The 17,364-nt window shown below is 69.9% G+C and carries 14 protein-coding genes; 5 read left to right on the top strand and 9 right to left on the bottom strand.

Features of this window, described 5'->3' with window-relative positions; all coding sequences use genetic code 11:
- Positions 1–2 precede the first annotated feature (2 nt).
- Together AAID08_RS25030 and AAID08_RS25035 are read left to right on the top strand one after the other, a co-directional pair.
- Positions 3–566 carry a TRAP transporter small permease gene (locus AAID08_RS25030; protein WP_116793781.1) on the top strand — a complete coding sequence of 188 codons (564 nt, stop codon included), beginning with the start codon at positions 3–5 and terminating at the stop codon, positions 564–566.
- Positions 557–1,840: a TRAP transporter large permease gene (locus tag AAID08_RS25035; RefSeq protein ID WP_395757042.1), complete on the top strand. Its 1,284-nt coding sequence runs from the start codon at positions 557–559 to the stop codon at positions 1,838–1,840. Before AAID08_RS25030 ends, AAID08_RS25035 begins: the two co-directional genes overlap by 10 nt.
- On the opposite strand, the gene AAID08_RS25040 is transcribed toward AAID08_RS25035, so the two are convergent.
- From AAID08_RS25040 to AAID08_RS25060, 5 genes are all read right to left on the bottom strand, one after another.
- Positions 1,792–2,583 (bottom strand): phosphatase PAP2 family protein, encoded by a 792-nt coding sequence (locus AAID08_RS25040; protein WP_054500678.1) that lies wholly within the window; start codon positions 2,581–2,583, stop codon positions 1,792–1,794. The two genes, AAID08_RS25035 and AAID08_RS25040, sit on opposite strands and share 49 nt — an antisense overlap.
- Before the next feature lie 112 nt (positions 2,584–2,695).
- Positions 2,696–4,024: an ATP-binding protein gene (locus AAID08_RS25045; RefSeq protein WP_395757043.1), complete on the bottom strand. Its 1,329-nt coding sequence runs from the start codon at positions 4,022–4,024 to the stop codon at positions 2,696–2,698.
- The gene (locus AAID08_RS25050) at positions 4,021–4,734 is read right to left on the bottom strand and encodes a response regulator transcription factor (protein WP_343719343.1); all 714 of its coding nucleotides are present in this window, start codon (positions 4,732–4,734) and stop codon (positions 4,021–4,023) included. The genes AAID08_RS25045 and AAID08_RS25050 overlap by 4 nt, the downstream gene beginning before the upstream one ends.
- A 39-nt stretch (positions 4,735–4,773) precedes the next feature.
- Positions 4,774–6,189, bottom strand: coding sequence for an FAD-binding oxidoreductase (locus tag AAID08_RS25055; protein ID WP_054500675.1), 1,416 nt, complete (start codon positions 6,187–6,189; stop codon positions 4,774–4,776).
- 96 nt (positions 6,190–6,285) lie between these two features.
- Positions 6,286–6,915, bottom strand: coding sequence for a BPTD_3102 family carboxylase-like protein (locus tag AAID08_RS25060; protein WP_054500674.1), 630 nt, complete (start codon positions 6,913–6,915; stop codon positions 6,286–6,288).
- A gap of 308 nt (positions 6,916–7,223) precedes the next feature.
- On the opposite strand from AAID08_RS25060, the gene AAID08_RS25065 reads away from it, so the two are divergent.
- The 3 genes from AAID08_RS25065 to AAID08_RS25075 all read left to right on the top strand — a co-directional run bounded on the left by AAID08_RS25065 (position 7,224) and on the right by AAID08_RS25075 (position 11,996).
- Entirely contained in the window at positions 7,224–8,615 is a 1,392-nt protein-coding gene (locus AAID08_RS25065; protein ID WP_054500673.1) for a phosphomannomutase/phosphoglucomutase, read from the top strand.
- A 5-nt stretch (positions 8,616–8,620) separates the two neighbouring features.
- Complete coding sequence (gene pgi, locus AAID08_RS25070) at positions 8,621–10,186, top strand: glucose-6-phosphate isomerase (RefSeq protein WP_054500672.1); 1,566 nt, start codon at positions 8,621–8,623, stop codon at positions 10,184–10,186.
- A 118-nt stretch (positions 10,187–10,304) separates the two neighbouring features.
- Complete coding sequence (locus tag AAID08_RS25075; RefSeq protein WP_240806445.1) at positions 10,305–11,996, top strand: gamma-glutamyltransferase family protein; 1,692 nt, start codon at positions 10,305–10,307, stop codon at positions 11,994–11,996.
- A 7-nt stretch (positions 11,997–12,003) separates the two neighbouring features.
- Here AAID08_RS25075 and AAID08_RS25080 read toward each other — a convergent pair whose 3' ends face one another.
- The 4 genes from AAID08_RS25080 to asnB are packed head-to-tail and all read right to left on the bottom strand — an operon-like array spanning position 12,004 to position 17,338.
- Positions 12,004–13,137 carry a glycosyltransferase family 4 protein gene (locus AAID08_RS25080; protein ID WP_144655549.1) on the bottom strand — a complete coding sequence of 378 codons (1,134 nt, stop codon included), beginning with the start codon at positions 13,135–13,137 and terminating at the stop codon, positions 12,004–12,006.
- The gene (locus AAID08_RS25085) at positions 13,134–14,291 is read right to left on the bottom strand and encodes a glycosyltransferase family 4 protein (RefSeq protein WP_395757044.1); all 1,158 of its coding nucleotides are present in this window, start codon (positions 14,289–14,291) and stop codon (positions 13,134–13,136) included. The genes AAID08_RS25080 and AAID08_RS25085 overlap by 4 nt, the downstream gene beginning before the upstream one ends.
- On the bottom strand, positions 14,288–15,403 hold the full coding sequence (locus tag AAID08_RS25090) for a glycosyltransferase family 4 protein (protein WP_054500669.1): 1,116 nt from the start codon (positions 15,401–15,403) through the stop codon (positions 14,288–14,290). Before AAID08_RS25090 ends, AAID08_RS25085 begins: the two co-directional genes overlap by 4 nt.
- A gap of 3 nt (positions 15,404–15,406) precedes the next feature.
- The gene (asnB, locus tag AAID08_RS25095; RefSeq protein WP_116793785.1) at positions 15,407–17,338 is read right to left on the bottom strand and encodes an asparagine synthase (glutamine-hydrolyzing); all 1,932 of its coding nucleotides are present in this window, start codon (positions 17,336–17,338) and stop codon (positions 15,407–15,409) included.
- Positions 17,339–17,364: the final 26 nt, after the last annotated feature.

The following is a 17,364-nucleotide window of genomic DNA, read 5'->3' on the forward strand; positions in this document are numbered from 1 at the left end:
GCATGTTGGCTACCTCTACCAATGACCCGGATGTCGCGGCGGGGGGCCGGGCGCATGCCCTGGCTGCCCCGCTGGACGCCTATTCCCGCGGCTGCGCCCGGCTGGCGCGGCTATGCATGTGGACCAGCGTGTTCGGGCTGGTCTGCCTGATCGTCGCGGTCACCCTGCAGATCGTCGGCCGCCACGTCCTGAACAGCACGCCCACCTGGGCCGAGAGCCTGGCGCTGCTGCTGGTGCTGTACGTCACCATGCTGGGCGCGGCCGTCGGCGTGCGCGACGCCGGCCACATCGGCTTCGAATCGCTGGTCGACGCGCTGCCGGCGGCGGGCCAGCGGCGCCTGAAGATCTTCATCCACCTGCTGGTGCTGCTGTTCGGCGCGCTGATGGCGTGGAACTGCGCCCTGCTGGCCGAATCCGTGTGGGCCTACAGGATTCCCAACCTGGGCATTTCCAATGGCTGGAAGTACGTGCCCGCGGCCCTGTCCGGCGTCCTGATCGCGCTGTTCTCGATCGAGCACGTCATCGCCCTGTTGCGCAACCAAAAGGTGGTACCGGCATGGCGCTGACCCTACTCTCCTTCACCTTCATGGGTTTCCTGGTGATCGGCGTGCCGGTGGCGTTCGCCATCGGGCTGTCTTCGATCACCGCGATCATGTACGAGGATCTGCCGCTGGCGGTGGCCTTCCAGCAGATGACCTCGGGCATGAATGCGTTTTCGTTCCTGGCCATCCCGTTCTTCATCTTCACCGGCGAGCTGATGCTGTACGGCGGCATCGCCGACCGCATCGTGGCCTTCGCCAAGTCGCTGGTGGGCCACGTGCGCGGCGGCCTGGGCATGTCCAACGTGGTGGCCTGCACCCTGTTCGGCGGCGTGTCGGGTTCGCCGGTGGCGGACGTGTCGGCGATGGGCTCGGTGATGATCCCGATGATGAAGCGCGAGGGCTATCACGCCGACTACGCGGTCAACGTCACCACCCACGCGGCGCTGGTGGGCGCGCTGATGCCGACCAGCCACAACATCATCATCTACACGCTGGCGGCGGGCGGCAAGGTCTCGATCGCGGCACTGATCGCGGCAGGCGTGGTGCCGGCGCTGATCCTGACGCTGTGCAACCTGGCCGCGGCGTATTTCGTGGCACGCAGCCGCGGCTATCCCGCCGGCACCTTCCCCGGCTGGCTCATCGTGGCCCGCTCGCTGGTGGCCGCGACGCCGGGGCTGTTCGTGGTGGTGCTGATCATCGTGGGCATCCTGAGCGGGGTCTTCACCGCCACGGAATCGGCCGCGGTGGCCGTGCTGTACGCGCTGGCGCTGACGATCTTCGTCTATCGCTCGCTGACCTGGGACCAGTTCGTGCGCGCCGCCAGCAAGGCGGTCAAGACGACGGGCGTGGTGCTGCTGCTGATCGGCATCTCGGCCACCTTCGGCTACCTGATCAGCTTCTATGGCGTGGCGGAGAAGACCGGCGAGCTGATGGCGTCGGTGTCCACCAGCCCGTGGGCGATCTTCCTCATGGTCAACATCATCCTGTTCGTGCTGGGCACGTTCCTGGACATGGCCGCGACCATCCTGATCTGCACGCCCATCTTCCTGCCGATCTGCATGCAGTACGGCATGGGGCCGGTGCAGTTCGGCATGGTGATGCTGCTGAATTGCGCGCTGGGGCTGAACACGCCGCCGGTGGGCACCACCCAGTTCGTGGGCTGCGCCATCGGCGGGGTCTCGGTCGGCACGGTGATGCGGACCATCTGGCCGTTCTATGGCGCATTGCTGGCCGCGCTGGCCCTGGTCACCTACGTGCCGGCGTTCTCGCTGTGGCTGCCGGGGGTGCTGCTGAACTGAACGCCCGGCATGCGGGCCGGGCCTCCGGGCGCGGCCTGGCCCCGCAGCACCGGCCAGAAGAACAACGCGGCCAGCAACCACATCAGGGCCGCCGACCACAGCGTCTGGCTCAGGAAATGCGCGCCCTGCAGGACGCGCACGATCGAGAATCCGACGCCCGCGGCGATGCCCACGGCCAGCCCCCACCAGCGCCATCCGGGCCGCTGCGCGGCCCAGCCGGCGAAATACAGGGTCAGCATGGAGTAACCGGCGCCGGCGTGGCCGCTCGGCAGCGCCCCGCCCGACTTGGCGCGATCCCAGGTCCACCATGACAACGGATACGGGGTGTATCCGCCCAGCGTCTCCAGGTCATAGGGGCGCGGCAACGTGGTGTGGTGCTTGAGCTGCGTGACGGCCAACTGCCCCACGATACAGGTCACCGCCACCGCCAGCGCCGCGCCGCGCAGGTGGCGCCACGCGGGAATGCGGTAGCTGGCCGCGACCACGGCGATCGCCCCCAGCGCCATGCCGATGGGCAGGGCCAGCACCATGCGATGGCCGACGAGTTCGAGCCAGCGGTTGGTGTGCAGGGGGAAGTCGTCCAGCGGCGCGCTGAACAGGGCGCGGGCGATAGCCAGGTCCAGGCCCGAGGCGTTGACCCACCATGCCAGGCACGCCAGCATCAGCGTCACCCCGAGGACATGCGTGGAGAAGTAGAAGGCGGGCGTCGGCCGGTCGGCCGCTGGCGGATATAGGGGTGACATGTAGCGCGGGGGACGATGGCGGTCGGCCGAAGCAAGCAGCTTAGGCGGCCGATAGTCGAAAATTCGTCAAATTCGGCCTCGCCGGGACGGGGCCGGCGCCCCGTCAATCGCCCTACGCCGCGCCCCCCGCCGCGTCCAGGCGCAAGGTGAACCGGGTGCCGCGCTGCGGCCCCTCGCGCGACGAATCCACCGTCAGCGTCCAGCCCTGCATGTCGCAGACCCGCTTGGCGATGGCCAACCCCAGGCCACGCGCGGTTTCATCGCGTCCGGCAGTCCCCGAGTCCCGCAGGCGGCCGCTGTAGTAACGGCGGAACAGGAATGGCAGGTCGTCCGCGGCGATGCCCTTGCCGTCGTCGCTCAGTTGCAGCGCGCCATCGGCGCCCAGGCTGGCCGTGAGCGTCGCCGGCGCCGCGTGCTCGACCGCGTTGCGCACCAGGTTGCGCAGGACCGTCAGCAAGGCGTAGCGGTCGAGGATGCGGATGTGGTCCGCCGGGATGGCGTTGTCGAAACGCAGATCGGCCATGCCGGCCTGGGTTTCGTAGCCACGCCAGGCGTCCAGCATGCATTCGGACAGGTCGACCGGCTCGGGCGGGCGCATCTGGTCGCGGGCCATGGCGCGGGCGCTTTCCAGGCAGACGATGACGTCGTCGACGTTGTCGATCACCCGCGTCAGCCGTTGGCGCTGGTCGGGCGTCAGGTCCTGGGTCAGCAGCATCAGCTCGCTGTCGGAGCGGATCGCGGCCAGCGGCGTGCGCACCTCGTGGCTGAGGTTGCCGGCGAACTCGCGTTCGCGCGCGATCGAGCGGTCGACCTGGTTCTGCACCCGGTTGAAGGCCTCGATCAGCCGGCCCGCCTCGTCGTCGCGGGTCACGGCCAGGTCGGGCGCGCCCGGCGCCCACGTCGACAGGCGGTCGGTCAGTTCCAGCAAGGGGCCAACCGCCACCGCCGCCACCCGCCGCGACAGGGCGTAGGCCCCGACCACGCAGATCGCGCCGACCCCCAGCACGATCAGGCCGAAATCATGCACCCGCTCTTCGTTGTCGGTGGCGTCATACAGCAGGTAGACCTTGCCGTTGCCGGTGTCGGCCACCATGACGTGCCAGGTGTAGGCGCCGGGCTCGATCAGGTGCAGGCCGTTGTCGAGCCCGCGGATCTCCTCCGGCATGCCGACGGGCGCCTGGCCGTCGATGCTGAGCCAGGCGCGCATCGAGCCGCCCAGCTCGCGGGCGCTGCGGCGCGGCAGGAACTGGTCGCTGGTGCGGGCGTGCTGCACCAGACGGTCCATTTCGGTGTTGAGGATATCGTTCACCAGATCGTCTTCCATCTGGTCGAACGTCAGGTAGGCAAGCAGGGCCAGCGCCGTCACGAACAGCGCCACGGTGCCGGTCAACGCCCACACCACCCGTTGCGTCAGGGTCCCGCCGCCCGCGATCCGGCTCATGCGCTGCGCTCCCCCGTCACCAGGCGCCAGCCCGTGCCGTGCAGGGTCTCGATGCCGTCGAAGCCGGCGTCGGCCAGGGCGCGGCGCAGCAGGTGCACCTGGCTGCGCAGGGCGTCGGAAGACGGCGGCTCGCTGCCCCACAATTGCGATTCCAGCTCCTCGCGCGACACCACCCGGCCCGGGTCGCGCAGCAGCGCCTCCAGGATGATGATGGCCTTGCGCGTCAGGTGCACCGGCTTGCCGCCGATCGACACCATGCGGCTGCGGGTGTCATAGGCCAGCTCTCCGAACACCCGCACCGTGTCCACGGTCGAGCCCTTGGCGCGCTGGATCAGCGCCAGCAGGCGCGCCTCGACCTCGAGCAGCGCGAAGGGCTTGGTCAGGTAGTCGTCGGCGCCATGGGAAAAACCGGCCAGCTTGTCGTCAAGGCTGTCGCGCGCCGTCAGCACCAGCACCGGCAGCGGCAGGCGCCGGTCCGCGCGCACCGTGTGCAGGACCGCGTTGCCGTCCATGCCAGGCAGGCCGATGTCCAGGATCATGGCGTCGAACCGCTGCTCCTCCAGGCGCTGGAGCGCGGCCAGACCGCTGTAGGCCACGTCGGGCAGGAAACCGCGCGCTTCCAGGAAGGTGTAGAGATTGCCGGCGATGATGTGATCGTCCTCGACGATCAGGATCCGGTGATTCGCACCCGCTGCGGGACTGGCCGCCATGTTCTCGCTCCCCGTGGAAAGAAGGTTGTGCCGCCCCGCTCAGGCTTGCAGCACCTTGCCCGGATTCATCAGGCCTTGCGGGTCCAGCGCGCGCTTGATACGGCGCATCAGGGCCAGCTCGACCGGACTCTTGTAGCGCGGCAGCTCGTCGCGCTTGAGCTGGCCGACGCCGTGTTCGGCGCTGATGGAACCTGCGTGTGCATGCACGCTGTCATGCACCACGCCATAGATGTCGCCCTGCAGCGCCAGCAACTCGGTTTCGGTCTGGCCTGGCGCGCTGGCGACGTTGTAATGCAGGTTGCCATCTCCCAGGTGGCCGAAGATCACGTGGCGCACGCCCGGAAAGCGCGCCTGCAGCAGGCCATTGGTCTGGTGCACGAAGCCGGCGATGGCCGAGATCGGGATCGATACGTCGTGCTTGACCGACTTGCCCAGTTCCGCCTCGGCCAGCGGAATGCTCTCGCGCAGGTGCCACAGCGCCTTGCTCTGCGCGACATTGGCGGCGATGGCCGCGTCGTTCACCAGGCCGGCCTCGATGGCCTCGCCCAGCACCGTCTCGAAGCGCTCGCGCGCATGCGCCTCGCTTTCGCTGTCGGACAGCTCCAGCAGCGCAAACCAGGGCGAGGCGGCGGACGCGCCCTCGAACGGCAGGCGCTGCTGGGGAAACAGGCGCACCACCGCCTGCAGGCAGTCGCCGCCCATCAGCTCGAAGCCGGTCAGCGCGGCGCCGAAGCCGGCGCGGGCCCGCGACAGCAGCTCGACCGCGTTGTCGATGCTGTCCAGCGTCAGCAGCGCGGTGCAGGACGCGACCGGCCGCGGGAACAGCTTGAGCGTGGCGGCGGTGATGATGCCCAGCGTGCCTTCACTGCCGATGTAGAGATCGCGCAGGTCGTAGCCGGTGTTGTCCTTGCGCAGGCCGCGCAGGCCGTTCCAGATCTCGCCCTCGGCGGTGACCACTTCCAGGCCCAGCGCCAGGTCGCGCGTATTGCCGTAGCGCAGCACCTGGGTGCCGCCGGCGTTGGTGGCGAGGTTGCCGCCGATGGTGCAACTGCCCTCGGCAGCCAGGCTCAACGGGAACAGGCGGCCGGCGTCGGCGGCGGCCTGCTGCACGGCCTGCAGGATGCAACCGGCTTCCACGGTGATGGTGTCGTTGTCGGTATCGAGCGCGCGCACCCGGTTCAGGCGCGCGGTGGACAACACCACGGCGCTGCCGGAATCGTCGGGCGTGGCGCCGCCGCACAGGCCGGTATTGCCGCCCTGCGGCACCACCGGCACGCCATGGCGCGCGCACAGCTTGATGGCGTCGGCCACTTCCTGCGTGGAGCCGGGCCGGACCACGGCCAGCGCCTGGCCGCGATAGCGACGACGCCAGTCCAGCGTGAAAGGTTCGGCATCGGCGCCGGTCAACACATGGGACTCGCCCAGGAGGGACTGCAATTCGCTCAACAAGGTCATAGGCGCCGCACGGAAATATCGCGCCGGGCCGCGCCCGGGCGCTGTTCAAGGTTGGTGCGGACTATTGTAGAGGCTGGCAGAGCCGAGGGGCCCGGTCTAGCCGACCGCCTGGTCCAGGCGCGTCCCCGTCAGGCCCGTGCAATAGGCGCGCGAGGCGATGCGGTTCATCAGGAACGCCCGGTCCACGCCCGCGGGGCCCGGCATTTCGGACAGGGCACGATAGGCGCGCCGCAGCGCTTCGCCGCGGGTCGCGCCGCACACCAGCAGGTGCGTGCACGGCATGTGGCGGTCGGCGCAACCGTCGATGCGCACTTCCAGCGCATGCGCCGCGACCGGTTCGAAATCGGCCACCGCGGCGCCCGAACGCGGCTGCGCCTCGGCGCGGATCACGCGGAACACGCCGCTGCGGTCATCCAGCGAAAAGGCCACCGTGCCCATGCCCTGCCAGGCGCGGTCCCGCGCCACGCTGGCGGCGACCCCGCGCAAGGCGCTTTCGACCGAGGCCGGCAGATGCGGCGCCGGGCATTCGGCGATCAACACGCGGGCGTCGCGCCAGACACAGCGCTCCCAGGCGCGGCCCGTGGCCAGCTCGCCCTCGGGCGATACGAATACATGGATGTCGAGCCGGCGTTCCCGCCCGGCGGCCGGCCCGGCGAAGTCCGTGGGCGGCCCGCGCCTGCGCCGGGCGCCGCCCGATGACGTGACTGTGGATACTTTGGCTCCCATGGGCCCCTCCGGTCTTTCTGGTCTCTCCGCTTGCATGACAAGCGTATCACCTTCGGATGAACAGCAAGTTCCATGCCACCGGCCGACAGGTCAGGAAAGGTCCGGTTCCGTTGCTCCGGCGCACCGGAACAAGGCGAAAAGGGAGTCGATCGCGCACCAGATCAGGGCGGCACGCGAACGCCCAATGGAGGATAATTCAAGTCCGTCCCCTGGAGCCGGCATGCGCTGGCATCCGGGTTTACCAGCAGGCCGTCACCATCCTGGACGGTCCCGCCGCTGCAAGCCGTGGCAAACGATAAGGATCCAACGTGGCCGACAACGTTCAATTCCCCTCCTCCGTCTTCAAGGCGTATGACATCCGCGGCACCGTCCCGGATCTGATCGACGCGCGCTTCGCCCGCTCGCTGGGCGCGGCGCTGGCCGCGGTCGCGCGCGACCAGGGGGTGCAGACGCTGGTGGTGGGCCGCGACGGCCGCCTGAGCAGCGAGATGCTGTCGCAGGCGCTGCAGGAAGGCATGCTGGAAGGCGGCGTCGATACCCTGGATATCGGACAGGTGCCCACGCCGCTGGTGTATTTCGCCACCCACATCATGCAGACCGGATCGGGCGTGGCCATCACCGGCAGCCACAACCCCCCCAAGTACAACGGCTTCAAGATGATGATGGGCGGCCGCGCGCTGTACGGCGAGGACGTGCAAGCCCTGGCGCGCCGCATGAACGGCGGCCCGGACGCGCCCGCGGCCCGCACTGGCGTGCGCCGCGAACTGGACCTGGTGGCCGCGTACATCGCGCGCGTCGCCTCGGGCGTGAAGCTCGCCCGCCCCATGAAGATCGCGATCGACTGCGGCAACGGCGTCGCCGGCGCCATCGCCCCCAAGCTGTTCCGCGCCCTGGGCTGCGAGGTCACCGAACTGTTCTGCGAAGTGGACGGCACCTTCCCCAACCACCACCCCGATCCCGCTGAACCGAAGAATCTGCAGGACCTGATCCACTGCCTGGCCACCACCGACTGCGAACTCGGCCTGGCCTTCGACGGCGACGGCGATCGCCTCGGCGTGGTGACCAAGTCCGGCCAGATCATCTGGCCCGACCGCCAACTGGTGCTGTTCGCCCGCGACGTGCTGGAACGCAATCCCGGCGCCACCATCATCTACGACGTCAAGTGCAGCCGCCATGTCGGGCTGTCTGTGCAGGCGGCGGGCGGCGAACCGCTGATGTGGAAGACAGGCCACTCGCTGGTCAAGGCCAAGCTGGCCGAAACCGGCGCGCCGCTGGCCGGAGAGATGAGCGGCCATATCTTCTTCAAGGAACGCTGGTATGGTTTCGACGACGGGCTCTACACCGGCGCCCGCCTGCTGGAAATCGTGTCGCGCCATGCCGACGCCGGCGCGCCGCTGGAGGCCCTGCCGCAGGATGTCTCGACCCCGGAACTGAAGCTGGAAATGGAAGAAGGCCAGCCCTTCACGCTGGTGCAGGCGCTGCAGGAACAGGGCCAGTTCCCTGGCGCAACGCGCGTGGTCACCATCGACGGCGTGCGCGCCGAATATCCCGATGGCTTCGGCCTGGCCCGCCCGTCCAACACCACGCCGGTCGTGGTGCTGCGCTTCGAGGCGCAAACCGCCGAGGCGCTGGCCCGTATCCAAGGTGACTTCCGGCGCGAACTGGCTAAACTGGCGCCCGACGCCTCCCTGCCCTTTTAGAAAACATGCCACTGCTCAACAGCCCCGCCTGGACCCGCTTCGCCACCGCGGCACGCAACGCCGACCGGCGCGGCGAGCAACTGCGACTGATCAACGCCCCCGGGCTGCGCCTGGACTTGACCGCCCAGGCGCATTCGCCGGCATTGCAGGAGGCCGCGGCCGCGCTGCTGGAGCAGCAAGGCTTCGAGGCGGCGCGCGCGCGGCTGTTCGACGGCGGCAACGCCAACTGGACAGAGCAGCGCCCGGCCTGGCATACCGCGCTGCGCGCGGCCCAGCCGCCTGCCATGGTGGCCGCGGCCGTGCTGGCCGAACGTGAACGCGTGCGCCAGTTCGTGCGCGAGGCCGACGCCAACAAGCGCTACCGCTGCGTGCTGCACCTGGGCATCGGCGGCAGCGACTGGGGGCCGCGCCTGGTCAACCGGGCGCTGCGTTACGGCGGCATCCATCGCGAAGTCCACTTTGCCTCGAACGTCGATTCGCACTCGGTAGCCGACGCCATGGTGCACCTCGACCCGCACGAGACGCTGGTGATCGTGGCGTCCAAATCGTTCACCACCACCGAACCGCTGGCCAATGCCGAAGTCGCCATGAACTGGCTGCGCGACGCCGGCGTGGCGGATCCGATCAAGCAAGTGGTCGCCGTAACCGCCAACGTCGAGGCCGCGCTCAACCTGGGCATCTCGCCGGACCACATCTTCCAGATCTGGGACTGGGTCGGCGGGCGCTATTCGCTGTGGTCGGCCATCGGCCTGCCGGTCGCGCTGGCGCTGGGCAACGACACCTTCGACCAGTTGCTGGCGGGCGCCGCCGCCATGGACGAGCATTTCCACCATGCGCCGCTGGCCGAAAACGCGCCGCTGCAACTGGCCCTGGCCGGCGTGGTCAACCGCAGCGTGCTGGGCTTCGACTCGCTGGTCATCGCGCCGTACGATTCGCGCCTCTTCCACGTGGTCCCCTGGGCCCAGCAGCTCGAGATGGAATCGCTCGGCAAGGTGGCCACGGCGGACGGCAGCCCCACTGGCGTACCGACCGGTCCGGCCGTCTGGGGCATGCCGGGCACGGACTGCCAGCACACCTTCTTCCAATGGCTGCACCAGGACACCGCGGGCGCGCCCGTCGATTTCATCCTGTGCGAGCAGCCCGACCACGCCTATGCCCGCCACCACGAACTGCTGATCGCCAATTGCCTGGCCCAGCGCGCCGCGCTGCTGCGCGGCAAATCGTTCGAGGAAGCGCTCGCGGAGACCTCGCGGGTCGAAGCCGATCCGGCGCGCGCGCGCCTGCTGGCGCAGCACAAGGTGCATCCTGGCGGCCGGCCCTCGTCACTGATCGTGCTGCCGCACCTGGAAGCCTACACGCTGGGCGCATTGCTGGCGCTGTACGAGCACAAGGTGTTCGCGCAAGGCGTTATCTGGGGCATCAATCCGTTCGACCAGTGGGGCGTGGAATTCGGCAAGGCCCTGGCCAAGAACATCATCCGCGAGCTGGACTCGCCGTCGCAACAGGTCGCGCCGCAGGACCCCTCCACCCGCTTCTGGATCGACGCCATCGCGCGACGCGCTCCGGCGTAGCCCCCCGCCACGGCGGCTGGCCCGGTGCTGCAGCGGCGCGCCTGGCCGCGCCGGGGCCGCTATGGACAGGACGCCATGACGGGCGAATAATGGCCCGTCGTCCTTCCCGGAGCGCCCCATGCCTACGCTAGCCCGCAGCCCCGCGCGTTTCCTGGCCGCCCTCGCCTTGTGCGCGGCCGCCTCCGCCCAGGCCCAGACCAACACGCAGACCCAGCCCCTGGCAGGAATGGTTGCCGCCGCCAATCCGCTGGCCGCCGCCGCCGGACTCGACGCCCTCAAGCGCGGCGGCAGCGTAGTCGACGCCGCCATCGCCGTGCAGATGGTGCTGACCGTGGTGGAACCGCAATCGTCCGGCCTGGGCGGCGGTTCGTTGATGCTGGTGTGGGATCAGGGCAGCGCCACGCTGTCGGCGCTGGACGGCCTGGCCGCGGCGCCGGCGCGCGTCACCGCCAGCCTGCGCACCGACGTCAACGGCGACACCCTGCCGCTCAAGGACGTGGCGCGCTACGGCCGGCCGGTCGGCGTGCCCGGCACCGTGCGCGTCATGGCGCTGGCGCACCAGCGCTATGGCAAGCTGCCCTGGGCCAGCCTGTTCCAGGCCGGCATCCGCAGCGCCGAAGACGGTTTCCCGATGTCGCCTTATCTGCACGACAGCCTGCGGCGGCTGCCTCAGTTGGCCGAGAATCCGGCGATCCGCAAAATCTTCTACGACGCGCAGGGCCAGGTGCTGCCGGTCGGCGCCACGGTCCGCAATCCGCTACTGGCCGACGCGCTGCGCAAGGTCGCGGCCGATCCCGATGCCATCAACCACGGCGCGCTGACCGCCGACGTCCTCGCCGCCGTGGGCGCGGGCAAGTATCCCAGCCTGATGCAGGCGCAGGACCTGGCCGCCTATCGCCCGGCGGAACGCACGCCGATCTGCGGCCCCTTCCTGTCATGGAAAGTCTGCACCTTCCCCCCGCCCAGCTTCGGCGGCGTATCCGTGCTGCAGCAACTGGGCATGCTGGCGGCGCGCCGCATCGACACGCTCGCGCCCGGCTCGGCCGCGGCCGACCACCTGCTGATCGACAGCGCCCGCATCGCCCGCGCCGACCGGCTGGCCTATATCGGCGATCCGGACCAGGTCAAGGCGCCGGTGCGCCAGTTGATCGCGCCCGACTACACGCGAGAACGCGCCGCGCTGCTGTCCGCCAGGGCCGTGACGCATCCGCGTCCCGGCGTGTTCGCGGGCGTGCCGGCGCCGGCAGGCGCCGAGGCGCCCGGCACCACCGAGACCAGCCAGGTCGCCATCGTCGACGCGCAGGGCAACGCCCTGTCGATGACCACCACCATCAATCTGAACTTCGGCTCGTGGCTCATGCCGCACGGTTTCTTCCTGAACAACGCGCTGACCAATTTCTCGTCGGCGCATGGCAAGGGTGCGCCCAATGCCATGGCGCCCAACAAGCGGCCGGTCACCTCGATGGCGCCCACCATGGTGTTCGACCGCGACGGCAAGCTGGCGCTGGTCACCGGCTCGGCGGGCGGCGGCTACATCGTCGACTACATCGCCCAGGCCGTGGTCGGCACGCTGGCCTGGGGCCTGCGCCCGGCCGATGCGCTGGCATTGCCGCACGTGGCAGGCAACACCGGCCGCAGCCAGATCGAGAAAGGCCGCGTCCCGGAGCAAACCGCCGCGCGGCTGGCCGCGCAGGGCCACAAGATCGAACAGGTGGAAATGAAAAGCGGCGCCGCCGCGATCCGCGTGACGCCGCAAGGGCTGGATGGCGCCGCCGACCCCCGGCGCGACGGCGCCGCGCTGGGCCACTGAGGCCGCTTCAGGCGCTCAGGGTGTCGTACAACTCGACGTGGATGCGTGCCACCCGCTCGATGTTGAATTCGCGCTCGGCCAAGGCGCGGCCGGCCGCCCCCATCGACTGGCGCAGGGCAGCGTCCTCGGCGAGCCGCGCGATGGCGTCGGCCAGGGCCCGCGGGTCCCGCACCGGCACCAGCAGACCGGTCTCGTCCGGCTCGATCGCGTCACGGCAGCCCGGCACGTCTGTCGTCACCACCGCGCGGCCGCAGGCGGCCGCCTCGATCAGCGACTTGGGCAGGCCTTCACGATAGGACGGCAGCACGGCGATGTGCGACGCCGCATACAGCCGCGGCACATCCGAGCGCTCGCCCAACGCCTCGACGCAACCCTCGCGCTGCCAGGCCTCGACCTCGGCCGGCGTGGCCGAGGTCGGGTTGCCGGCGTCCACGCCGCCCACCAGCCGCATGGTCACGGGCACGCCGCGCGCGCGCAGCAACCGCGCCGCCTCGACGAATTCCCACACGCCCTTGTCGCGCAGCAGCCGCGCCACCATGGTGGCCACCACGGGCGGCGCCGGCGGCTCCGGCAGCGCCTGGCACAGATCCAGATCGACGCCGGCGCCGCGGATCAGCACCACCTGCTCGTCGCGCACGGCGCCCAGCGACTTGAGCATGTCGCGGTCGCTGGCGTTCTGGAATATCACCCGGCTGTTGGGATGGCCCAGCGCCAGGCGATACAGGCGCGCCACCACCGAGCGCACCAGACGCATCTTCAGGGAATTGGACAGGAACACGAAGCCCAGGCCGGAAATCGCGGCCACCATGCCGGGCACGCGCGCCAGGCGCGCAGCGATGCCGCCATACAGCACAGGCTTGATGGTCACCAGGTGCACCACCTGGGGCCGCAGTCGCCGGAACAGGCGCAGCAGCGCCAGCAGCGTGCCCAGCTCCTGCAGCGGATGCTTGCCGCTGCGCGTCATCGGAATGACGTGATGGGTCATGCCCAGCGCGACGATGTCGGCGACGGCCGGGCCGTCCATCGTGGCCACGTGCACGTCATAGCCGGCGCGCTGCGCGGCCTGCGCCACCGGTAGGCGGTGCGACATGAAGAATGCCGGGTTGTTGACCACGAACAGCAGACGACGGGCGGCGCTCATGCCGATGCTCCGGACAGACGGCGCCACACCGCGGCGTAGCCTTGCACCATGCGCGCCAGGTCGAAATTCTCCAGCACCCGGGCCCGTCCGGCCTCGCCGGCCCGGCCGCGGCCGCGCGCCGCCACCTCGCGCAGCGCGGTCTCGATGCCGCGCGCCAGCGCCTCGGGCTGCTCGGGCGGCACCACCACGCCGGTGTCGCCGATGATGTAGGCCGCGTCGCCCACGTCCGTCGCCACGCAGTACGCCCCGCAGGCCATGGCCTCGGCCACCACGTTGGGGAAGCCTTCGGCGCAACTGGAGAGCACGTGCAGGTCCAGCCCGTTCATCACGGCCGGCACGTCGTCGCTCGGGCCGGCCAGCACCAGCCGTTCGCGCAGGTCGAGCTTGTCGACCAGCGCCATCAATTCAGGGTTGTCCACGGTCATGCCGCGTCCCACCAGCACACAGCGCAGGCCGCCGTCGCGGCCATCGCGCACCAGCGCCGCCACCGCGCGCAGCAGGTTGGCATGGTCCTTCAACGGGTCCCAGCGCGCCACGCAGCCGATCACTGGCACATCGCCGGCCAGGCCCCACTGGCCGCGCACCCGTTCCCGCGCTGCCGCGTCGGGCGCATAGCGCGACAGGTCGTAGCCGTTGGCGATCACCACCATGCGATCGCGACGATAGCCCTTGGCCGCATGCCGTTCGGCCGCGTCCTGCGCGGCGCAGACGATGGCGCCGGGCAGCACGCCCGACAGCAGCGCGCAGGCGCGCAGCACCATGCGGGCAGACCGGCTGCTGCGCTCGAGATGCGCACCGGAATTGCGGATGCCCCAGGCGACGGCGCGCACGCCGGCCAGGCGCGCCGCCAGGCCGCCGATCAGGTCGGCGTGGTACATCCAGGTCTGCACGGCGTCGGGGCGGGCCGCGGCGATCAATCGGCGCAAGGCCAGGAAGCCTCCAAGCGTGATGCGGCCGCGCGGCATGTCCAGCGTTTGCACCGTCACGCCGGCGGCGCGCAGCCGCTCGCCGTAGACGCCTTCGTCGGTCAGCGACACGACGATGTGCTCGACCGCCTGCCCCGGATAGGTGGCCAGGCGCCACAGCACGGATTCGGCGCCGCCCTGCCCCAGGCCGGCAATCACGTGCACCACGCGCAAGGTCGCTCCGCTCATCGGCCTTCCCTCACCGCTTCGAACAATTCGTCCCATTCCATCAGCACGCTGGCCAGCGCATAACGCTGGCGCACCGCGGCGGCGCCGCGTTGGCCGAATTGCCGGCGCAACGTCACGTCGCCGAGCAGGCGGCGCAGCGACTCGCGCAGCGCGTCACGGTCCCCCGCGGGCACCAGCAGCGCGTCCTGGCCGTCGCGCGTCATTTCGCGCGGGCCGCTGGGGCAGTCGAACGCGGCGCAGGGCAGGCCCAGCGCCATCGCTTCCAGCAGCACGTTGGGAAAGCCCTCGACCAGCGAACTGAGCACGAACGCCTGGCCCTGGGCCAATTCATCCCAGGGCGTTTCAGTGCGGCCCGGCAGGCTGATCCGCGACTGCAGCCCCAGGCGCGCGACCTGTTCCTCCAGCGCCCCGCGCTCGGGGCCTTCGCCCCAGATACGCAGGTTCCAGTCGGGAAAGTCCGGCGCCAGTTGCGCGAAGACATCGATCAGCAGGTCGAATTGCTTGTCGGTCACCAGCCGCCCCATCGCCAGCAGCGTGCGCGGCGCGCCGTCGTCATGCTGCGGCACCAGCGGCGCGTCCAGCAGCGGCGCGGGCAAGGGGTTGGGAATCACGGCCAGGCGCTTGATGCCCGGCACCTGGCGCGAGAACGGACCGGCCGTGTCGGCCGCCTGCACCGTCACCATGTCGGCGCGCGGGTACAGCAGGCGGCGCAACCGACGCCAGATCGTGCCGGTGGTGGTCTCGGCGACCGGGTTGGTCCGCTCGCAGACGATCAGCGGCACGCGCAGGCCACGGGTGGCCAGGATGGCGGCCACGTTGACGTTGGTCAGGAATGACACCACCACGTCCGGCGCGGTGTCGCGGATATGCCGGCGCAGCGTCAGCAGGCGCTTGAACGCCGCCATCGGCCCCGATACGCGCGTGCCGGCCAGGTCCGCCAGCCAGTCCAGCTTGACCTTGTCCGACAGCGGGTAGAAGCAGGTGCCCTTGGACGAATAGGTCGGCGTCAGGGTGACGTCGTCGCCGCGTTCGGCCCACGCGTTGACCAGCGTGGCGGCCACGCGCTCGGCGCCCCCGGCATGCATGGAACTGACCAGCATCAGTATCTTCATTCGTCAGCGACTCCCAACCGATCCTCCCTGTTCGCCACCGGCGCGGTAGCGGTCCAGCCAGGCCTGCATCATCAGCACGCCCCACAGATGGCTATCCCAATTGCGATGTCCGGACACGTGTTCGCGCCACTTGCGCAGGATGGGCTCGGGCTCGAACCAGCCTTCCTGGCGCAGGCGCGCCGGATCCAGCAGCGCCTCGGCCCAATCGCGCAAGGGGCCGCGCAGCCAGGCCGCCAGCGGCACGGCAAAGCCGCGCTTGGGCCGATCCACCAGCGCCTGCGGCACGTGGCGGTACAGAACCTGGCGCAACAGCCACTTGCCGGTGGCGCCGCGCACCTTGTAATGGTGCGGCAGGCTCCAGGCAAATTCATAAACGCGGTGGTCGATCAGCGGCACGCGGGTTTCCAGGCTCACGGCCATGGCGGCGCGGTCCACCTTCACCAGGATGTCGTCCGGCAGATAGGTCACGGTATCGAGCTTCATCATGGATTCGAAGGTCGAGCCGCGCATCGCCTGCGCGAATTCGGACACCGGCTCCACGCCGCCCTTGACCACGCGCGCCGGGTCCGACCAGTACGACACGAACAGGCGGTAGAAATCGCCGCGCGAATCGGCGCGCAGCAGTTCGCCCAGCTTGCCGACCTTGCCGCGCCAGGCGCCGCGCCCGGGCAGGTGGGTCGAGGCGCTGAGCAGCGCGCCGGCCGGCGTGCGCAGCAGCGACGGAATGCGCTCGCACTTCTGCCACCAGTTGTTGACGCGGAAATAGCGCGAGTAACCGCCGAACAGTTCGTCGCCGCCGTCGCCGGACAGGGCCACGGTGACGTGCTGGCGCGCCATGCGCGTCACCAGCGAGGTCGGAATCTGCGACGAATCGGCGAACGGTTCGTCGTACATGTCGGCCAGGTTCGGCACCACCGCCAGCGCGTCGTCGGCGGTGACGTACAGCTCGGTGTGGTCGGTGCCCAGGTGCATGGCCACCGCCTTGGCGTGCTGCGCCTCGTCGTAGCCCTTCTCATGGAAGCCGATGGCGAAGGTGCGCACCGGCTGCGAACTCTGCGCCTGCATCAGCGAGACGATGGTGGACGAGTCGATGCCGCCCGACAGGAACGCGCCCAGGCTGACGTCGGACAGCATCTGGCCGCCCACCGCCTTGGACAGCACGCCTTCGAGCGCGTCGGTGGCCTGCGCGTCGGACTCGAACGACAGCAGCGATTGCGCCGCGGTGTCGGCGGCCTCGCGCGCCGACCAGTACACGCGCGGCTCGGGCATGCGGCGGCTGCGGGTATCGTCGGCGGTGAATTCGATCCAGGTGCCCGGGGGCAGCTTGGCGATGCCTTCGTAGATGGACTGCGGCGCCGGAATGTAGTTGTGCCGCATGAACGACGCCAACGCATTGCGGTTCAGGCTGCGGCCGAAACCGGGGATCGGCATCAGGCCCTTGAGTTCGGACGCGAACACCAGCTCGGCGCCGGAATAGCCGTAGTACAGCGGCTTTTCGCCCATGCGGTCGCGCGCCAGCACCAGCTTGCGCGAGGCGCGGTCCCAGAGCGCGATGGCGAACATGCCGACCGAGGCCTGCAGCGTGGCCTCGATACCGAGCGCGGTGAATCCGGCCAACAGCGTCTCGGTGTCGGAATGGCCGCGCCAGGACGGCGCCAGGCCCGAGGCCTCGAGCTGCTGGCGCATGTCCATGTGGTTGTAGATCTCGCCGTTGAACACCATCACGTAGCGGCCGCAGGCGGACACCATCGGCTGATGGCCGGCTTCGGTCAGGTCCTGGATCGCCAGGCGCACGTGCGCCAGCGCCAGCTCGGCGCCGGCGTCTTCCCAGAAGCCGTTGCTGTCCGGCCCGCGGTGGCGGATGCGGCGGCAGCTTTCCGCCAGCACTTGCGCCTTGTCACCCAGGGGGCCCCAAATTCCGACAATTCCACACATGATTTCAGGTTCTCGTGGTCACCGCA

Origin of the sequence: Achromobacter sp. EB05, from assembly GCF_044232075.1 — a bacterium.
In the GTDB taxonomy this organism is placed as follows: Bacteria; Pseudomonadota; Gammaproteobacteria; order Burkholderiales; family Burkholderiaceae_B; genus Achromobacter; species Achromobacter dolens.

What these genes read in the sequence shown, in the direction of transcription:
- AAID08_RS25030 (WP_116793781.1), top strand. Translation starts at nt 3, where the DNA reads ATGTTGGCTACCTCTACCAATGACCCGGATGTCGCGGCGGGGGGCCGG.
- AAID08_RS25035 (WP_395757042.1), top strand. Translation starts at nt 557, where the DNA reads ATGGCGCTGACCCTACTCTCCTTCACCTTCATGGGTTTCCTGGTGATC.
- AAID08_RS25040 (WP_054500678.1), bottom strand. Translation starts at nt 2,583, where the DNA reads ATGTCACCCCTATATCCGCCAGCGGCCGACCGGCCGACGCCCGCCTTC.
- AAID08_RS25045 (WP_395757043.1), bottom strand. Translation starts at nt 4,024, where the DNA reads ATGAGCCGGATCGCGGGCGGCGGGACCCTGACGCAACGGGTGGTGTGG.
- AAID08_RS25050 (WP_343719343.1), bottom strand. Translation starts at nt 4,734, where the DNA reads ATGGCGGCCAGTCCCGCAGCGGGTGCGAATCACCGGATCCTGATCGTC.
- AAID08_RS25055 (WP_054500675.1), bottom strand. Translation starts at nt 6,189, where the DNA reads ATGACCTTGTTGAGCGAATTGCAGTCCCTCCTGGGCGAGTCCCATGTG.
- AAID08_RS25060 (WP_054500674.1), bottom strand. Translation starts at nt 6,915, where the DNA reads ATGGGAGCCAAAGTATCCACAGTCACGTCATCGGGCGGCGCCCGGCGC.
- pgi (WP_054500672.1), top strand. Translation starts at nt 8,621, where the DNA reads ATGCCACTGCTCAACAGCCCCGCCTGGACCCGCTTCGCCACCGCGGCA.
- AAID08_RS25075 (WP_240806445.1), top strand. Translation starts at nt 10,305, where the DNA reads ATGCCTACGCTAGCCCGCAGCCCCGCGCGTTTCCTGGCCGCCCTCGCC.
- AAID08_RS25080 (WP_144655549.1), bottom strand. Translation starts at nt 13,137, where the DNA reads ATGAGCGCCGCCCGTCGTCTGCTGTTCGTGGTCAACAACCCGGCATTC.
- AAID08_RS25085 (WP_395757044.1), bottom strand. Translation starts at nt 14,291, where the DNA reads ATGAGCGGAGCGACCTTGCGCGTGGTGCACGTGATTGCCGGCCTGGGG.
- AAID08_RS25090 (WP_054500669.1), bottom strand. Translation starts at nt 15,403, where the DNA reads ATGAAGATACTGATGCTGGTCAGTTCCATGCATGCCGGGGGCGCCGAG.
- asnB (WP_116793785.1), bottom strand. Translation starts at nt 17,338, where the DNA reads ATGTGTGGAATTGTCGGAATTTGGGGCCCCCTGGGTGACAAGGCGCAA.